General features: G+C 68.0%; 15 protein-coding genes. 8 read left to right on the top strand and 7 right to left on the bottom strand.

Features of this window, described 5'->3' with window-relative positions:
- The coding region (locus A5702_RS27060) for a PPE domain-containing protein (protein ID WP_156669706.1) at nt 1–74 on the bottom strand (74 nt) is incomplete at its 3' end.
- Nucleotides 75–537: 463 nt separating this feature from the next.
- Nucleotides 538–732, bottom strand: a complete 195-nt coding sequence (locus A5702_RS21675) for a ferredoxin (protein ID WP_055402217.1) — start codon at nt 730–732, stop codon at nt 538–540.
- 174 nt (nt 733–906) lie between these two features.
- Here A5702_RS21675 and A5702_RS21670 point away from each other — a divergent pair, with 174 nt between their 5' ends.
- Entirely contained in the window at nt 907–2,079 is a 1,173-nt protein-coding gene (locus tag A5702_RS21670; protein ID WP_068223642.1) for a cytochrome P450, read from the top strand.
- Nucleotides 2,080–2,106: 27 nt separating this feature from the next.
- On the opposite strand, the gene eccCa is transcribed toward A5702_RS21670, so the two are convergent.
- On the bottom strand, nt 2,107–6,276 hold the full coding sequence (gene eccCa / locus A5702_RS21665) for a type VII secretion protein EccCa (protein WP_055402215.1): 4,170 nt from the start codon (nt 6,274–6,276) through the stop codon (nt 2,107–2,109).
- Nucleotides 6,273–7,790: a type VII secretion protein EccB gene (gene eccB, locus A5702_RS21660; RefSeq protein ID WP_055402212.1), complete on the bottom strand. Its 1,518-nt coding sequence runs from the start codon at nt 7,788–7,790 to the stop codon at nt 6,273–6,275. Before eccB ends, eccCa begins: the two co-directional genes overlap by 4 nt.
- A 325-nt stretch (nt 7,791–8,115) precedes the next feature.
- Between eccB and malQ the strand changes: the two genes are divergently transcribed.
- Genes malQ through A5702_RS21645 form a run of 3 tightly spaced genes read left to right on the top strand, consistent with a single transcriptional unit; the run spans nt 8,116 to nt 11,637 of the window.
- Nucleotides 8,116–10,278, top strand: coding sequence for a 4-alpha-glucanotransferase (gene malQ / locus A5702_RS21655; RefSeq protein WP_068223639.1), 2,163 nt, complete (start codon nt 8,116–8,118; stop codon nt 10,276–10,278).
- Nucleotides 10,279–10,282: 4 nt separating this feature from the next.
- A complete protein-coding gene (locus tag A5702_RS21650; protein WP_068223636.1) occupies nt 10,283–11,164 on the top strand; it encodes an LLM class F420-dependent oxidoreductase in 882 nt (293 codons plus the stop codon).
- Nucleotides 11,165–11,169: 5 nt separating this feature from the next.
- Nucleotides 11,170–11,637 carry a nuclear transport factor 2 family protein gene (locus A5702_RS21645; protein WP_068223649.1) on the top strand — a complete coding sequence of 156 codons (468 nt, stop codon included), beginning with the start codon at nt 11,170–11,172 and terminating at the stop codon, nt 11,635–11,637.
- An 18-nt stretch (nt 11,638–11,655) separates the two neighbouring features.
- Here A5702_RS21645 and A5702_RS21640 read toward each other — a convergent pair whose 3' ends face one another.
- The gene (locus tag A5702_RS21640; RefSeq protein WP_156349497.1) at nt 11,656–11,874 is read right to left on the bottom strand and encodes a hypothetical protein; all 219 of its coding nucleotides are present in this window, start codon (nt 11,872–11,874) and stop codon (nt 11,656–11,658) included.
- On the opposite strand from A5702_RS21640, the gene A5702_RS21635 reads away from it, so the two are divergent.
- The 3 genes from A5702_RS21635 to A5702_RS21625 all read left to right on the top strand — a co-directional run bounded on the left by A5702_RS21635 (nt 11,864) and on the right by A5702_RS21625 (nt 14,763).
- The gene (locus A5702_RS21635; RefSeq protein WP_068223633.1) at nt 11,864–12,085 is read left to right on the top strand and encodes a hypothetical protein; all 222 of its coding nucleotides are present in this window, start codon (nt 11,864–11,866) and stop codon (nt 12,083–12,085) included. The two genes, A5702_RS21640 and A5702_RS21635, sit on opposite strands and share 11 nt — an antisense overlap.
- Before the next feature lie 569 nt (nt 12,086–12,654).
- On the top strand, nt 12,655–14,400 hold the full coding sequence (locus A5702_RS21630) for a molybdopterin-dependent oxidoreductase (protein WP_068223645.1): 1,746 nt from the start codon (nt 12,655–12,657) through the stop codon (nt 14,398–14,400).
- 84 nt (nt 14,401–14,484) lie between these two features.
- Nucleotides 14,485–14,763 (top strand): hypothetical protein, encoded by a 279-nt coding sequence (locus A5702_RS21625; RefSeq protein WP_068223630.1) that lies wholly within the window; start codon nt 14,485–14,487, stop codon nt 14,761–14,763.
- A 24-nt stretch (nt 14,764–14,787) separates the two neighbouring features.
- Here the strand turns inward: A5702_RS21625 and A5702_RS21620 are convergent, their stop codons facing one another.
- A complete protein-coding gene (locus tag A5702_RS21620) occupies nt 14,788–15,216 on the bottom strand; it encodes an SRPBCC family protein (protein WP_082459812.1) in 429 nt (142 codons plus the stop codon).
- Between the two features lie 116 nt (nt 15,217–15,332).
- Complete coding sequence (locus tag A5702_RS21615; protein ID WP_055402198.1) at nt 15,333–15,890, bottom strand: hypothetical protein; 558 nt, start codon at nt 15,888–15,890, stop codon at nt 15,333–15,335.
- Nucleotides 15,891–16,075: 185 nt separating this feature from the next.
- On the opposite strand from A5702_RS21615, the gene A5702_RS21610 reads away from it, so the two are divergent.
- Nucleotides 16,076–16,800: DUF4407 domain-containing protein (locus A5702_RS21610; protein ID WP_156669704.1), on the top strand; the 725-nt coding region annotated here is incomplete at its 3' end.

Genomic DNA, 16,800 nt, shown 5'->3' with positions numbered 1-16,800 from the left:
AACGACCCCGAACCCGGACCCGCATACATCCGCCCGGAATTCACCTCCGGCGGTAACGCCCCGAAGTCAAACACCTGTTCTCCTCAGTTGGCCGCGATCGCTTGCGACCGCGGCAGTCGCATCGGAATCAGTGGTGGCCGTGGTCACGGCTTCGTAAGCATTCGCCACCCGCGGGTAGCTGACCGCCCGGAACCACCCGACTCAGACCCCTCGGTCTGCCACCCCAGTCGGCGGGCTGGCCGGCGCATCCTGCCAATTCCGTGTCGGGCGCCCAATTGTGGTCTCGCACCACGCTTCTCGGACGTCCGGTCAGGAACAACGTGCACCTTTAGCCTCGATTGATCCCTGCTGTCAGCAACCGAGCGACAGTCCACTGTCTGCCAGAACTGCCGCTCGCGATTGAGATTAGTTCGTTATCGGGGACGCTCCGATACGCAACGCCAAGTGTTCATTCCAGGCCAGCGATTGTTCATTCCCCGTCGACTGGCGTTCATTTCCGGCAACGGTTTGTTCATCTCCGGTTTGCTTCTGGCGCAGTCAGTCTTCGTCGAGAACCAGCGCCATCTCCGGGCAGGAGGCGACCCCGTCGCGGGTCACCTGCTCGTCCTCGGGGCGCACCTCGTGCTCTTCGAGGATCGAATAACCCGAGTCGTCGATCGGGAACAGGTTCGGGTCGACGGCGTAGCACTGGGCGTGGCCCACGCATTTGGATTGTTCGAGACGAACCCTCACGAGGTGTCCTCCCTACCCGGGATCAGTCGCCCAAGTGTAGAAGATCGACGCGCAGCCGGACCGGCCGCTGTAGACCCTTGCGACACATGCGATATTGGGGTGCCAACCGCAATCGGTGCCGACGACGCCCCCGCCGCCGCGGTTGGGAGAACAATTCGGACAAGCGGAGAGCTTATGAGCACTCCTGGCCATGGCCAGCAAGACACCTTCCACCTGCCGCGGCTCGATTTCGAAAAGCTGCCGATGACCGTGGACCGGGGCGTCGGGTGGAAGGCGCTGCGGGACGCCGGGCCGGTGGTATTCATGAACGGCCACTACTACATCACGCGCCGCGAGGACGTGCTGGCCGCGCTGCGCAACCCCAAGGTGTTCTCGTCCACCATCCTGCAGCCACCGGGCCACCCATTGCCCGTGGTACCGCTGGCTTTTGACCCTCCTCAGCACACCCGCTACCGCAAGGTGCTGCAGCCCTTCTTCAGCCCGCTCGGCCTGAGTTCATCCCGGCCGGTGCTCGAACGCCACGCCGCGGAAATGATCGGCGCCCTTGCCGGCCAAGGGAAGTGCGAGGTGATGGCGGATTTCGCGCACCTGTATCCATTCCAGGTCTTCATGGACCTCTATGGCTTGCCGATCGAAGATCGCGATCGCCTGATCGACTGGAAGGACGCGGTCGTCAGCGACAAGCCCTACGTCACCCAGTCCGATATCGAGAAGAGCGAGCTGCTGCTTCAGTATCTGGCCGACGCGATCCGGCAGCGCAGGCAGCATCCCGGATCCGACATGCTGTCGCGGGTCATGGCCAGCGACGGTAACTTCAGCGATCTGGAGCTGCTGGGCATGAGCCACCTACTGATCCTGGCGGGGCTGGACACCGTCACGGCGGCGATCGGATTCTGCCTGTTCGAACTGGCCCGCCGGCCGCAGCTACGCGAGGCGCTTCGCGACAACCCAAGGCAGATCAGGGTTTTCATCGAGGAGATCGTCCGGCTGGAGCCTTCGGCGCCGGTGGCGCCGCGGATCACCACGCAGTTCGTCAACATCGGCGGGATGACGCTGCCCCCCGGCACGTCGGTGCGGCTGTGCATGGCGGCGGTCAACCGCGACGGCAGCGACTCCACGTCCGTCAACGATCTGGTCATGGACGGAAAGGTGCACCGCCACTGGGGATTCGGCGGCGGGCCGCACCGTTGCCTGGGCTCTCATCTGGCCCGGATCGAACTGACGGTAATCGTCGGGGAATGGCTTCGGCAGATTCCCGACTTCGAGGTGCCCGCTGACTACGTCCCCGCGATCAACTACCCGTCAAAGAGCTTCGCGCTCAAAGAGTTACCGCTGCGCTGGGGCTGATTCAGCCCCAGCGCAGCGGTATCCGCCTTACTTGCGAAACTCCGTCGCCGCTACCTGTACGAACACACCGGTGTCCTCGGCCATCAGCAGGCCTCGTCCTCGGGGCAGCGGGCCACCCTTCATCTTGCCGCGGATGAAGCCCTCGTCGGGGTCGGCGTCCATCACCAGCAGCGGGGCGTTCGCCTGGGCCAGCGCCCGCAGCATCGGGTCGCTGCCCGCGGACGACCAACCACCGAAGGTTCGCGTGACGAGCACGTGCAACCCGACGTCGGCGGCCCGGGTCACCCACGGCGCGGCCTTGTGCAGCGGTGAATCGAATCCCGCCGGCAGCTGCTGGATGTCATCGACGATCAGGAAGATCTCCGGGCCGCTCCACCACGACCGCGACAACAACTCCTCGGCGGACAGGCCGGGCGGCGGTTCGCGTCCGGCCAGGACCGCCGCGAGCTCGCCCATCATCGCCTGGACGCCGTCCAGGTTGTACGCGAACTTCTCGACGTAGTCCGCACCCAGCGTGGTCAGCAGCTGACGCCGCGGGTCCACCAGCCACACCTGGGCCGACGGCTGGCCGGCCGGCGGGGTCGGCGCGCTGCTGGCCCCCGGCGCGTACAGCCGGCCGATTTCACTCATGATCGTGGCCAGCGTCGTGGTCCGTCCACATTCGCGTCGACCCGTCACCATCAGGTGCGCGTTCTCGGCGAAGTTGAGATAGACCGGCGACAGATCCAATTCCGAGATGGCCCAGGCGATTCCGCCCGCGCCGACGCCCTGGCGGGTGTCCCGTGCGGCGACCTCGCGCAACTGCTCCAGGTCGAACCGCGCGGGCAGGCGGCGCACCGGCGGCGCCTGCGCGCTGGTGAGGCGGCTGACCGCGTCGATGATGCTGTCGGACTCGAACACGTAGTCCGGCGTGTTGGCCAGCGCGGGCCGCGCGACCAAGGTGTGCAGACCGGCCTGTGGGTCGGAGTCGAGTCGGACGTAGTTGACCGCGACCATGCCGCGGCCCGGCTTGACGGGCACTTCCTTGGCGAACCGGGAACGCACCAGCTTGGCGTCCTCCACGGCGGCCAGTCGCAACTCGACCCGAGAACCGAAGCCACTGCGCACCGGTGGCCGCAGCTCCGACTCCCGGTCGGCGGTGACCACCACGTGGACCCCGAACGAGGGGCCCTGGTTGATGATCAGGTTCACCTGCTCGATCAGGACCTCGTTCTCTTCGGCCAGCGCCCGGTAGTTGTCCACCACCAGGTAGACATCGCCGAACCCGTCGTTGGGCACGGGGCCCGGCTCGCCGCCGAACTTACGGCGCCGGAAGACCTCCATCGAGGCGATCCCGTACTCGAGGAAGGTGCGCTTGCGGTCGCGGACCAGGGCCAGCAGCTCGGCCACCGTGCGGCGCACGCCGTACGGGTCGGTCGGGCCGGCCACCTCACCCACGTGCGGCAGCCGGGCGACGGTGGTCAGGGCGGTGCTGCTGTAGGCCAGGCAGTAGAACTGGACCTGCTCGGGCGTGTGGGTCAGCGCGGCCGAGCAGATCAGGGTCTGCAGGGCCGTCGTCTTACCCGAACCGCCGGCGCCCAGGATCAGGACGTTGGCGCCCGGCCCCGAGGTGTCGACGGTCCACGGCGGCTGGTCGTGCTTGAACGGGCGGTCGATGATCCCGATCGGGAAGACCAGGTCCTTGGCCGAACCGTAGTCCTCCTGCCACGGGTGGCCGAGGAACCGGTTCACCAATTCGTCGATGGCGACGGGCTGGTTCAGCGGCGGCTGCCACAACCGGTAGGGCTCGAAGTCGATCTTGCGCAGCTGATCGATGATGACCGTGCCGACCTTCGGCACCCGGATGCCCTCGATGTCGTCGTCGTCACGCGTCGCGCCGTCGGCGTCGAGCGTCTCGCCGTTGGTGATGGCGGCCGGGGTCAGCTCCGGCCCGCCGACGCTGACCTCGAGCGGGGTGAACGAGTTGGTAAACAGTTGCGGGCGAACGTAATCGATGCTGTGCACCAACGCCGGCGCTTCTTCGCCGTCATCGTTGAGCCCGCGCGGGAAGTAGTCCCGCCACAGGAACTCGGCCTGGAACCGGACGATGTCTTCCAGGCTGCGCCGGAAGTAGCCGAGGCCGGCCTGCGCCGGCAGGTTGACGGCGTTCGGCACGCCCGCGGCCTGCGCGGCGCCCGCGGTACGCGCCTTCAGCACCAGCCGGTAACCCATGTTCTCCATGAGCTTTTCGGCGCGGCTCTCGATGGTCTGCGAGGCCATCATCAGGTGGATCCAGTAGGCGCGGCCCTGGCGGCCGATCGAGTCGAGCACGTCGACAGCGGTCGGCATGATCCGGAACCACTCGTAGAACTCGTCGATGACGACCACGAGCATCGGCAGCGGCGCCATGTCCTGGCCCCGCGCCCGCATCCGCAGGCGCACGGAGTTGTACTCCTTGGCGTCGTCGACGCCGGCGCTGTCGCAGATCGCCTTGCGCCGGGCGATCTCACCCCACAGGGCGTCCAGGAAGCGCTCCATCAGCGCCTGGTCCTCTTCCAGGTCGGTGATGATGCGCGACACGTGCGGGACCCCGGCGAACGGCTTGACCGCCGACCCACCCTTGAGGTCGGCCAGCACGAACTGCAGCTCCTCCGGCGGGTGGCTGAGCATCAGCGATTCGATCACGGTCCGCACCAGGGTCGACTTACCCGAACCCGTCGTTCCGGACATGACGCCGTGCGGGCCGTCGCCGCCCTCGTCCAGCGACTTCATGTCGAGGAACAGCAGCTCGCCGTTGTCGGACCGAACACCGAACGGCGCCCGCAGCCGCGAGCGGCCCATGGAGTCGTTGCGGCTGCCCCACAGCGCCTCGAAGTCGATGTGACCGGGGTCGTCGATTCCGTAGTAGGCCATGATGTCCCGGGCGCCGATGTGGGCCACCCGCTGGCCGATCTCCTCGTAGGCCTCGGCGAGCCGCCAGCGCGCCAGCGCCTGCGCGAATTCCTCGGCCTCGGCGATGCTGATGTGGTCGGTGAGCGCGAAGAACCACGGCTTCTCGTCGATCACCATCCAGGTGTCGCGGTCGCGGGGCAGCGCCTCGATCACGCCCTTCTCGTCGAACCGCAAGGTGCGCTCGGGAACCGATGTCCACATCGAGGAGCCGGTCAGGTCGAAGAAGGTCACGCCGTCGACGCCCTCGGAGCTGATCACGTATTCCCACTGGGGGTCGACGACGTCGGCGACGATCACCGTGTGGGGCGTCGGGGTCTGCGCCGACGAACTGGCGTGCCGGGGCGTGAAAGAGCCACGGCCGGCGAACAATTCGGCTTGCTCGGCGGCGAACTCGCGCACCGAGCTGTAGACCATCCGCGCGTTGCCCGCGGCGTCCTGACGCCGGGGGTCACCGACGTGCGGAAGCCACTTCACCCAGTCCCACTCGTCCAGATCCGAGGTGACGACGACCAGCTGCACGTGGTCGGGGCCGTGCGAGAAGGCCAGCTGACAGACGATTGCCCGCATCAGCCCGAGGACCTGTTCGCGCTCGCCGTCGAGCGCGTACCAGGGCTCGACCAGCAGCGAGATCATCTTGGGCAGGTTGTAGACGACGCTCTGGTAGCGCCCGAATTCCTGCAGCGCCTTGCCCGTCACCGGTTCCAGCTCGATATCGGTGGGCATGTTCTGGGGCTCACCCCAGGTCACCTCGGGCCGCGTCATGCCCACGCCGACTCGCACCACCCCGAAGTTGAGGTCCTTGCCGTCGGGCTTGCGTTCCCACATCCGCGGCGATCCCACCGCGGCGGACAACGTGGTGGGCGCCGGGTGGTACCACCGGTAGTTGGCGTCCATGCTGTCGGCCGACTCGTGGGCGGTCTCGCGCAGCATGTCCAGCATCAGCATGAACTGGGCGCGCATCGCGTCCAGCTTGGGCCGGCTCATCTGCTGCTGACCGCCGAACCGGCCGCCGAACATCATCATCGCGACGCCACCGATCATGAAGATCGGGAAGATGGCGCCCGCGCCGCCGAACACGCGCGAGCCGCTGGCGAACGTCATGCCGACCATGCCGATCAGCAGGCCGACCACGAGGACGCCGACGACGACCAGCCACCAGGGCTTGCCCTCCGGCGGCGGAATGCTCAGCGGCGTCGGTAGGACGATGTTTTCCGGCTTGATGACCGGAGGCTTCTCCGGGGTCGGCCGCGCAAACCCGCGTTTCACTTAGGCACCGCCAATTCTGCTGGGGACATATCCATCGGAAGGGTGTCGTGCTCCACGAGCGCATCCGCCCGCGAGAGCGTCGGACCCTGTGGGAGCAGGCGCAGCGCCACCCACGGCGCCAGGCTGGGTTTCGTCTTCAGGCCCAAAGCCTCGCGGACGTCGCGGGTGTCGTCGACGCCGAACCGGGCGCCCGCGTCGGTCAGCCACCACAGCGACTCCGTGGTCTTCGCGCCGGGGTCGTTGCCGGTGACCGCCACGAAGTTGCCGTAGTCGGGGCCGAAGTACACCTGGTCGGCCACCCGACCGGTGGTGTCGGCCTTGACCAGCGACACCACCTTGTTCTCGTCCTTGGCCGCGACCGGAATGGTCGCGCCGGAGATGACCTGGATGCGGGCCCGGTTCTCGCCGGAGGTCTTCTGCCACCACCAGCAGGTCGCCGGGTTCTCGCGAATGTCCGCCACGTTGAGCGGCGCGTCCGGATAGGAGGACAGGTCCAGCTTGTTGACGACGGGCATCTTGGCCAGGGCGGACGGTTCCACGGTCACCGGCCGGGTGTTGCCCGGCCCGGCGTTCTGCAGGATCTGGGCGACCAGCGGCGGCAGCGTCTGCACGCCGTCGGCGAGCACCAGCGAATACTGTTGCGGCCCACTGATTTGCGGCGTGACGATCACGGTGCCGATCGGCCCGGGGGCGCCCGGGAACGACGCGGCGGCGCCGGCGTTCTGCACCTGCGGCACGGTCAGCTCCGGGCCCACGGGCAGCGCGTCGAACAGGGCCCGGCTCATGGGCTTCGCCTGGCCGACCTGTTCGGGTGTCAGGCCCAGCGGCAACAGCACCGACCGGTTCGTCGCGTCGATGCGCGACCGGCGACCCTCTCGGATCACCCAAGCGTCCCCGCTGTAGTTCAGCACCACAGCGTCCGATCCGTTGAGGACGCGGCGGTGGTTGCTGAGGTCGGGGTTGCCGTCGATCACCGTGACGGTCACGCCGGACGGCGCGCCGACCCCGGTCGAGGTGGCGACGGTGTCGCACACCAGCCACGACGACGTGGACGGGCTGGTGGTGTGGAAGTTCGACGGCGCGCCCGGGATGCCCACCATCGGCCCGCGCGGCATGGTGGCGATCTGGCTCGACCGCACCAGGTGCGGATTGTCCGCCCGGCCGGTGATCAGCCGCGCCGAAGCCAGGTTCAGCGCCGGGTACAGCCGGTCCCCCACGCGGACGTACAGCGCGCCGGAATCCCGGTCGGCGATGATCGGCGACTCGTTGATCTGCCCGGACGGGCTGATGAACGACCAGAGCAGGGCGCCCAGGCAGATCACCATCGCCGCCGAGACCGAGGCCACCACGGCCAGCGTCTGCCGCCGCCCCGGCTCGACCTCCATCCGGACGCGCCACCGGGTGAGCGCCATCGCGGTGCGGCGAGCGAGGAACTGATAGCCGGTCACCTGGGTCCGCGTCGACAACCCGAGGCCGTACCCCGACCCGCGTTGGCCGCGACTCTCTTCCGCCACTTAATTCACCATCCGGTCTGCTAGAACGCCTGGATATTGTCCCTCGCGCGAATTACATCGACAACGGTAAGGCACCGGTACGGCCCTCGCCACGCGGCGCCGATGGCGTTCGCTGCTACATCTGTTTATCTGCCGGTGTCCGGTGCTCGCCCGCCCGTCCGCCCCGGCCGTGCGGGCGACGCGCCAGGCGACGTTGAACTGGCACTTCGGGTCTTCCCCGCCGATCCCCGCCCGGACTCCTCATGTCTCCTCAGGGCATCGTAATGGCGCACGCGCCGTTCGTCCTGTTGAGCGGGCGCCGGAGCCTGGCAGCAAGATGAGCGGTATGAGTGAGCTCGCGCCGTCGCTGGTCGAACTTGCCAAGCGGTACGGCATCGCGACCGAGTACCAGGACTGGACGGGGCGGCGGGTGCCGGTCTCCGAAACCACCCTGGTGGCCGTGTTGGCCGCGCTCGGCGTGGCGGCCGGCACCGAACAGGAGCGCAACGCCGCCCTGACCGCGAAGCTGCGTGCGTATTGGGCGCGCCGGCTGCCGCCGACGATCGTCGGCCGCGCCGGTGAGCAGACGCGATTTTGGGTGCACGTGACCCATGGCGATCCCGCCGAGGTGTTGGTGCAGCTCGAGGACGGTTCGGTGCACGGCGGGATTCAGCAGGTCGACAACTTCACCCCGCCGTTCGACTTGGACGGCCGCTGGGTCGGCGAGGCCAGCTTTGTGCTGCCGGCCGACCTGCCGCTGGGTTATCACCGGGTGCGGCTGCGCTCCCGCGACGGTGAGACCAGCACCGCGCTGATCATGACGCCGGACTGGCTCGGGCTGCCCGAGCGGCTCGGCGCCCGCCGCGCCTGGGGGCTGGCCACCCAGCTCTACAGCGTGCGGTCCAGCCAGTCGTGGGGCGTCGGCGACCTGACCGACTTGACCGACCTGGCCGTCTGGTCGGCGTCGCGGCACGGCGCGGACTACGTGTTGGTCAACCCGCTGCACGCGGCGGCCCCCACTCGCCCCATGGAGCCGTCGCCCTATCTGCCGACATCGCGGCGCTTCGTCAACCCGATTTACCTGCACGTCGAGTCGATTCCGGAGTTCGCCGAGCTCGACAAGCGCAGCCGGGTGCGACGGCTGCGCTCCGAGGTCCAGGAGCGGGCCGCCCGGCTGGACGCCATCGATCGCGACAGCGCGTGGGCGGCCAAGCGGGCCGCGCTCGAGCTGGTGCATCGGGTGCCGCGGTCGGCGGGCCGCGAGCTTTCCTACGCGGCCTTCCGCGCCCGGGAGGGCGGCGCGCTCGACGACTTCGCCACGTGGTGCGCCCTGGCCGAGAAGTACGGCGACGACTGGCATGCCTGGCCGAAGTCGCTCCGGCACCCCGACGCGCCGGGTGTCGCCAAATTCGTCGAAAAGCATTCCGAGACAGTCGATTTCCATCGCTGGCTGCAATGGCAACTCGATGAGCAACTCGCCTCGGCGCAGTCGCAGGCCGTGCGCGCGGGCATGGCGCTGGGCGTGATGCACGACCTGGCCGTCGGCGTGCACCCCAATGGCGCCGACGCCTGGGCCATGCAAGACGTGTTGGCGCTCGGCGTGACCGCCGGCGCTCCCCCGGACGAGTTCAATCAACTCGGCCAGGACTGGTCCCAGCCGCCGTGGCGGCCCGACGGGCTGGACGCGCAGGAATACCGGCCGTTTCGGGCGTTGATCCGGGCGGTGCTGCGGCATGCCGGCGGGGTCCGCATCGACCACATCATCGGGTTGTTCCGGCTGTGGTGGATCCCGGAGGGCGCGCCGCCCACCCAGGGCACTTACGTGCGCTACGACCACGAGGCGATGATCGGCATCGTCGCCCTGGAAGCGCATCGCGCCGGGGCGGTGGTCGTCGGCGAGGACCTCGGCACGGTCGAACCGTGGGTGCGCGACTACCTGCTGCTGCGCGGCCTGCTGGGCACGTCGATCCTCTGGTTCGAGCTCGACCGGGACGGCAACGGCGGTCCGCTGCCGGCTGAGCGCTGGCGCGAGTACTGCCTGTCCTCGGTCACCACCCACGATCTGCCGCCCACGGCCGGCTATCTGGCGGGCGACCATGTGCGGCTGCGCGAATCGCTGGGATTGCTGACCCGGCCCGCCGCCGACGAGCTCGCCTCCGACCGCGCGGAGCTGGCGGGCTGGATCGCGGAGTTGAACCGGGTGGGCTTGCTCGACGAGGGTGACACCGACCCGGACAGCGTCGTGCTCGCCCTGTACCGCTATCTCGGGCGGACGCCGTCGCGGCTGGTGGGCGTCGCGCTGACCGACGCGGTCGGCGACCGGCGGACCCAGAACCAGCCGGGAACCACCGACGAATACCCCAATTGGCGGGTGCCGCTGACCGACCCCGACGGCCGCCCGCTCCTGCTCGAAGACGTGTTCACCGACGCCCGGGCGGCCACGCTGGTCGACGCCGTGCGCCGGGCAATCGCGCCCGCGGCCGTCGAAACCGCGCCTGTTAGCTTCTGAGGCCATGAAGGTTTCCGTCGTCGCCCCGGTGACCGACGGTGTCACCGCGGACCCCGAGTGGATGGCGGGCTTCGCCGGGCACCTCGAGCGGTGCGGGTTCGAATCGATCGTCGTCGCCGAACACACTGTCCTGGCCACGACCTACGACAGCGTCTATCCCTACGACAGTTCGGGGCGCGTCGGGATGGCGGCGGACTGCCCGATCCCCGATCCCCTGGAAATGTTGGCGTTCCTGGCGGCCCACACCGCCCGGCTCGGGTTGGCCACCGGCGTACTGGTGTTGCCCAACCATCATCCGGTGATGCTGGCCAAACGCGCGGCGACCCTCGATGTGCTCTCGGGCGGCAGATTGCGGCTGTGTGTCGGCGTCGGCTGGCTCAAAGAAGAGGTCCAGGCGTGCGGCGCCGCCTTCGACAGCCGGGGCAGGCGCGCCGACGAGCAGCTGGCCGTCATGCGGGCGCTGTGGGCCGAGCGGCCCCAGGGCGTGTCGCACCACGGGGAGTTCTTCGACTTCGACAACGTCATGTGCTACCCCAAACCCGTTGCCCGCGAACGGCTCCCGATACACATCGGTGGGCACAGCAAGGCGGCCGCGCGCCGCGCCGGTCGGCTCGGCGACGGGTTCCAACCGCTGGGCGTCACCGGTCCCGAACTCGCGTCGCTGATCGCGCTGATGCGCGACGAGGCCGCCGCGGCCGGACGTGACCCCGCCGCCCTGGAGGTTTCGCTGGGCCACCTGGTCACGAAGATCGATGCCGAGCGGGCGGGCGCCCTGGCCGATCAGGGGGCCGACCGCCTCGTGCTGGGCATGCCGCCGACGACCGACATCGAGCAGGCCAAGGACTGGCTGTCGGCGTGCGCGCAACGCCTTTCGCTGATCGCGTGACCGCGATGACCCTGTCAGCCGACGACCGATCCGCGCTCAGCGACCTGGTGCACCGCTACGCGGCCCGGGTCGACGAGCGCCGATTCGATTCCGTGGCAGCGCTTTTCACCGACACCGCGGTGCTGCAGGTGCCCGAACCGCCCAAGTCGCTGGAACCGATTCAAACCCATCGCGGTCGGGACGCGATCGCCGCCGCCGTCGCCAGCGTCGCGGCGGTCGTTCGCACCGAGCACGCCATCGTCGGCGAGGTGTATGACGGGGGCGACCGACCGGGCACCGCGCGCGGTCGCGTCGCGTGCGTCGCGCACCACTGGGACCGCCGCGGTGACGAGTTGGTCGACGTGGTCTGGCACCTGCGCTACGACGACTCCTACGAGCTGACCGACCGCTGGCGGATCGGCCGCCGGGCCTTGACCATCAACGCGATCGAGACCCGTCCGGCCCGCCGAGTCCGGCCACCCGACGCGAATTAGCTCAGAACCATTCGCCCGTTAACTGGGGCACACCTGCTTGACCCACCCGTCGACAAGCTTGTTGTTCTTGGTGTAATCCGGGTCATCGAAGTGGGCGCCGCCCACGCTGGCGAAATGTTCGATGGCATCTTTGACCGAAGCCGGCGGGTTGTATCGCTCCAGGGTGTCGGCGGCCTTGCGCGCGGCGTCTTTGTCCGATGCGGCCAGCAAATCGACGTTCGCCCCGGTGACATCCACGCACTGGCTGGAATCCAGGGTTGCGACGGCGGGCGCGTTTGCGGAACTGGTATCGCTCGACGCAGCGCTGGACGAGCTGGTTGCTGTGGAGGTCGAACGACTGCTCGTAGCCGAACTCGCCGGAGAACTCGCAGGTTTGCTGCTCGAGCAGCCTGCCATTAGCGCCGCCGCAAGGACAAGGGCCGCAATCAGCCACCGTCGCATCATATAAACCTCCAAATCGAATTGTATTTTTATTTGCCCGGACATTGCCTGTCGATGCGCGGTCGTCCGGACGCCGTACAGTAACCCAACTTTGGTGGGAACGCTCGGCTTTGTGCCGCGAATTCATTTTGCTGGCGGGTGCCAAACGCCGCCTTTCCGGCGGGCATCGCGCCGTGGGCGGCGGTGCAATAGCGCGGGACCCGCTTCCGGAACCCGGCCTGCGCGCCGATGCGTGGCGCCGGCGCACCGGCCGGGATCATCCAGAAACTTGTGTCCAAATCCACAGGCGCCTTTAAGGAACCGTATATGCGGCGATATCAGCGGATTTATTGGGCAAATGCTGAAACGTCTACTCGTGCCGGGGCGGATTTTGCCCATCGGCAACTGTTGCCGGCGGCCGCACCGCCTCGGACGCCGCGTGGCGGCGCTTTTCTTCCCGACCGAGTCCAATTAATCCAATTGCGTTCGTGTATTTTCGGCCGCGTGACGAACACCGAACATCGGAACCGCAACGTCGACACTCCTGAAGCCCCCGCGGAACGGCAGGCACCGAACGGCAACGTATCGACACTCGCGGTGGGCACGCCGCTTCAGTCCGCCCCGGACTACCGCAACGAGATCCACACCGCCGAAGACATCATCGATGTCGAAACCTACGGTGGCGGTTTCGATCTCACCCGGCGGGCGACCGCGCCGAAGCTGCGCATCGGCCGCGACCGGTGGTTCAACCTGCTGTGGCTGATCCCGATCGGTTTCGCCCTGCTGGTCGTGGGCGTGGCGATCGGCAAAGGCCTGCACAACATGCCGGCGGTGCAGTCGTTCATCCAGCGCTACCCGGGAACCGACACCCACACCGGCGTCAGCCCGGGCCTGCCCGCATGGATCGGGTGGACCCACTTCTTCAACCTCTTCATGATGATGTTCATCATCCGGACGGGCATCCAGATCCTGTGTGACCATCCCCGCCTTTACTTCAGCCGCAACGCCACCCCGGGCAAGGACGAGTGGTTGCGGGTGGGGCCGCCGGTGCCCGACGACGAACTGTGGACCGCCAACGCCGACACCGTCGCGCTCCCGCCGCAACTCGGGCTGCCCGGATTCCGGCATTCCATCGGGCTGGCCCGGTGGTGGCACCTCGGCATCGACGTGCTCTGGCTCGTCAACGGGTTGGTCTTCTACGTGCTGCTGTTCGCCACCGGCCAGTGGCGCCACATCGTGCCCACCAGTTGGGATGTCTTTCCCAACGCCGCATCCGTTGCGGTGCAGTATCTCTCGCTGGACTGGCCGAAGGACAACGGCTGGGTCGCCTACAACGGCCTGCAGCTGCTCGCCTATTTCACGACGGTTTTCATCGCCGCGCCGGCGGCCCTGATCACGGGCTTGGGCATGTCGCCGGCACTGTCGCAGCGCGTCCACTGGCTGAGCAAACGGCTCAGCATTCAGCACGCGCGCTCCCTGCATTTCGTTGTGCTGGTGTACTTCTTGTTCTTCATCCTGGTCCACGTGACGATGGTGTTGACCACCGGCGCGCTGCAGAACCTCAACCACATGTTCGCCTCGCGTGACGACGACAGCTGGGTGGGTTTCTGGATCTTCGCCGCGGCCATGGTGGTGACGGCCGTCGCCTGGGTGTGGGCCACGCCCTTCACCATTCGCCATCCCCGGGTGATCCAGCGGGTCGGCTACGCGCTCGTCGGCCCGTTCCAGCGCCTGCTGGAGCAACTCGACCCGAAGCCGGGCGCCTTCACCGAAAAGGACATCTCGCCGCACCACTGGCGCAACGGCCGCCTGCCGGAGACCGTCGAATACAAGGAACTGGAGGCCAACGACTTCAAGGACTGGCGGCTCAAGGTCTACGGTCTGGTCGAGCACCCGATGGAGTTCTCGCTCGAGGACCTGCAGGCGCTGCCCTACCACGAGCAGATCAGCCAGCACTTCTGCATCCAGGCCTGGTCGGGCGTCGCGAAATGGGGTGGCGTGCAGATGAAGACGATCATGGACATCGTCAAGCCGCTGCCGGAAGCCAAATGGGCGGTGTTCTACTCGATGGGCCTGGGCGCGACCGGCGGCATCTATTACAACGCCCACCACATCGGTCAGATGGACCACCACATGACGATGCTCGCCTACAACATGAACGACCAGCCGCTCCCCTACATGCACGGCAAGCCGCTGCGGTTGCGCAACGAATTGCAGCACGGGTTCAAGCTCGTCAAGTGGATCAAGGGAATCGAGTTCGTCGCCGACTACCGCGACATCGGCAGCGGCTACGGCGGTTACAGCGAGGACCACAAGTACTTCGGGCGGCATCAGACGCTGTAGGCCCCGCGCACGCGTCGTTTGTTCCGACGGCGATTCGGGTAGCTCCACGGAAGCGCCCGAACGAAGCGACCGGAGGAGGCGCCCATGACGCACGGCCCTGTCGACAGCACCACCCGCCGGCGCGGTCCTAAGCCGGATTTCGACGATTTCGGGCGCACGCCCGGACTGGTCATCGTCGGGGCCGCGGTCCTGGCGTTCGCGGTGTGCGTGGCGACGTTCGCGCTGGGCGACGCCGGCGTGGGGGTGGCCGCCGCCATCGTCGCCATGCTCGCGTTCGGGGCCGGCCTGGCATGGCTTGCCATGGACCGCAGGCGGATTCGCGAGGCGGAGCGGGACTGGCCGTTCGGCCACGCGGCGCGCTAGGCGCTCTCGACTATCGCGGCGAGCCTATTGCAGCGAGGCGAGGTTTTTCACGGACTTTTCCACGTCGGAGCGCAGAACGCGGGCAACCAACCCTCCGATCGGACCGCTGAGCAATCCGCCCCGCAGGTCGGCGGTGAGGTGAAAATCGGTCCCCGGATGCTTGTCCGTGACGGTCATCGCGACGCCGAGACGAATCCCGCCGCGCCCGCGACCTTGCAGCTCAATCGATTTCGGTTCGTCGTAGCGGGTGACCGTCCAGTGAATGACGTTGCGGAAACCCTTGACCTTCACGCACGACGACACGCAGGTGCCCTCCTCGATCTGGTCGGGAATGGGCCCGCGCCAGCCGGCGAAAATCGTCATCCACTCGTCGAATCGGCTCAGGTCGGACGCCAGCTTCCAGGCGGCCTCCGGGTCCACCTTCGACGACACCGAAACATCTACTCGTGCCAAGTCCTGCCGCTCCTCCCCAGACGATGATGGCGGTTGGCGCCGGCACGGCAACCCGAGCCGCCAGCGCGCACCTCGCAGGTGAGTACCCCGGCCGGGCCGGGCCTATGCGTTACCCGCTAGGGCCAGGTTTCGTTCAATTGCTGGGCCACGTCGATTATCTGCGCGGACTGCGACTGGGGCGCGTCGATCTCCTCGGCGACGTACTGGGCGACGAACCGGCGGATCTCGCCGTCGACTCCGGCGAGGATGCGCAATACCTCACCGCGGAAGGACTTCGACGACACGTTGACCGTGATGTCCGAGGGACGCGGCTTGGCGACGTCGACGATCAGCAGCAGCGGCTCGGCGGCCCGCGCCGTCGCCCGCAACGCGATGTCTCCGGAGACCACGAACCGCTGCTTGTCGAGCCGAAGGTCGAGCAGCAGATCGATCGACAGGGGGATGTGGATGACGAACGTGATGCTGTCACCCAGGCGACGGGTGACCTTGGGTTCGTGGATCTTGACGTTGGCGCTCACCTTGGCGATGCCGCCGGGCCCCTGCGCGATGGGCTCCATGGCGAACTCGTTGCCGGCGATGTCGGCGAAGGCGGCCGCGACACGCTCGGGGGTGACGGCGACCTCGAAGAATCTGCGTCCGAACTCTTCGTAGGTGAGATAATCGTGATTCTCCATAGGCTTATACCGTCTCATGTCGGCCGTCGGAACCGTCGCTGATCTGCACGCGTCGCCAAAAATCCGCGTCCCGCCCGGATCACCGGCGATTCGGCCACGTTGTGAAGCACGCCACACGGGGGGCCGTTCGATTCGGTGCGGCGGCCGGTGGCCTGGGAGGCTTGTTGACTTGGGAGGTGTTTTCGATGTGCGCCCAGATGGTTACCGACCGGCGCTCGGACGTGTCGCCCGCGGGCGTGCTCACCTGGCTCGGCGGCGGGCAGTCGCGGGAACTGGGTGAGCGCCACGAGCGGTCCACGCACGCCGTGGCCGGCGCCGTGGTGTTGTTCGGCGGGTTGCTGGCCTGGTTGGTCGCGACCCTGGCGGTGAGCGAGTCGGCCCGCTGGCCACTGCTTGCGGTCGTGCCCCTGACCCTGGTCTTCGGTCTGCTCATCGGCGCGGTCACCCGCGCCACCACCTCGGGGTCTCACCGCGGCCGCCCCGGCGTTGCCGCACGCGCGGTGGTCGCGGCGGCGCTCGGCGTCGTCGTCGGTGAACTTGCCGCCATCGTCCTGCTATCCGGCTCGATCGACCACCGCCTCGACGAACGCGCCCTGCGCGGCGCCGGATCGTCGGCCCCGGTCGCGCAGGCGTCGGCGGCTCTGCAACAAACCAGGAACGCGCGCGCCGCGCTCGACGGCGCCGTCGACCGGGCCCACCAGCAGCAGGATCAGGCCCTGGTCACCGCGCGCTGCGAATACCATCCGACTCCCGGCTGCCCGCAAACCCGAATCACCGGTGACCCCGGCGCCGGGCCCGAAACACGAACGGCGAACGAACTTCTCGCCGACAGCCAGCGCGAACTCGACAGTGCCCTGGCCGCACGCGACCGCCAGGCGCCCGCGCTGGACGCGACGATCGCGCGCCAGGA

Source organism: Mycobacterium sp. E3339, assembly GCF_001666915.1.
Lineage (GTDB): Bacteria > Actinomycetota > Actinomycetes > Mycobacteriales > Mycobacteriaceae > Mycobacterium.
Note: the sequence above shows the minus strand (reverse complement) of the source record. Positions and strands in the feature narration are given on the sequence as shown.